This window comes from Motilibacter deserti (assembly GCF_011250635.1).
GTDB lineage: Bacteria > Actinomycetota > Actinomycetes > Motilibacterales > Motilibacteraceae > Motilibacter_A > Motilibacter_A deserti.
The window spans coordinates 1-1,274 of sequence record NZ_JAANNP010000239.1 but is presented as its reverse complement, the minus strand read 5'-3'; the positions used below and the strand labels follow the sequence as shown (position 1 = coordinate 1,274).

2 protein-coding genes are annotated in these 1,274 nt (G+C 73.4%); both read left to right on the top strand.

Annotated features, from left to right (window positions below; genetic code table 11):
- A partial coding sequence (locus G9H71_RS22775; RefSeq protein ID WP_269204809.1) for a penicillin-binding transpeptidase domain-containing protein occupies positions 1-726 on the top strand: 726 nt, incomplete at its 5' end.
- Positions 723-1,274, top strand: a 552-nt coding sequence (locus G9H71_RS22770; protein WP_331273212.1) for a protein kinase domain-containing protein, incomplete at its 3' end; no start/stop codon positions are given. The genes G9H71_RS22775 and G9H71_RS22770, both read left to right, overlap by 4 nt.

Genomic DNA, 1,274 nt, shown 5'->3' with positions numbered 1-1,274 from the left:
CTCGACCTGCCCCAGACCACGGCGGACCTGCCGAACGAGAACGGCCGGCCCTGCGCGGGCGACGGCAAGCCGACGCTCACCGAGGCGCTGCGCTACTCCTGCAACACGTCCTTCGGCGCCATCGGGCTCGACCTCGGGGACCAGGCGCTGCGCGACCAGGCGGAGAAGTTCGGCTTCGACCGGGACGACATCGACATCGACATCCCGTCCGCGACGAGCCGCTTCCCCGCCGAGCTCAACGCCCCGCAGACGGCCCAGTCGTCCATCGGTCAGTACGACGTCGCGGCGACGCCCCTACAGATGGCGATGGTCGCCGCGGCCATCGCGAACGGTGGAAAGGTCATGCAGCCCTACCTGGTCGACCGCATCCTGGCGCCCGACCTGTCCCAGCTGGACCGGGCCGAGCCCGAGGAGCTGGACCAGGCCGTGACCCCGCAGGTGGCCAGCGCGCTCACCGGGATGATGGTCGACGTCGTCGCCAACGGCACCGGCGAGAACGCCCAGATCGACGGCGTGACCGTCGCCGGCAAGACCGGCACCGCCCAGGTGGGCGAGGGCCGCAAGCCCCACGCGTGGTTCGTCTCCTTCGCCCCCGCCGAGGACCCGAAGGTCGCGGTCGCCGTGCTCGTGGAGAACGGCGCCGGCAACAGCGAGGTCAGCGGCGGACGGCTCGCCGCCCCGATCGCGAAGTCGGTCATGCAGGCGGTCCTCGGGAGCGGGTCGTGAGCCCGCAGCCCGGCGACCTCCTCGGCGCCCGCTACCGGCTGCGCGAGCTCATCGCCCGCGGCGGCATGGGCGAGGTGTGGCGCGCGACCGACGACGTGCTCGCCCGCGACGTCGCGGTCAAGGTCCTGCACGCGCAGTACGCCGGCGACAGCGCCTTCCACGAGCGGTTCCGCGCCGAGGCGCGCAACGCCGCGTCGTTCAGCCACCCCGGCGTCGCCCAGGTCTACGACTTCGGCGAGACCGGGCGGGCGCCGTACCTCGTCATGGAGCTCGTCCCGGGCGAGCCGCTCTCGGTGCTGCTCGAGCGGCAGGGCTCGATGGGCGTGCTGCGCACCCTCGACGTGCTGAGCCAGACCGCGCGCGCCCTCGAGGCCGCGCACCAGGCCGGCGTCGTCCACCGCGACATCAAGCCGGGCAACCTGCTTGTCACCCCGGACGGCACGGTCAAGGTCACCGACTTCGGCATCGCCCGCGCCGCCGACGCGCTGCCGCTGACCGCCACCGGCACCGTAATGGGCAGCGCGCCCTACCTCTCCCCGGAGCAGGCG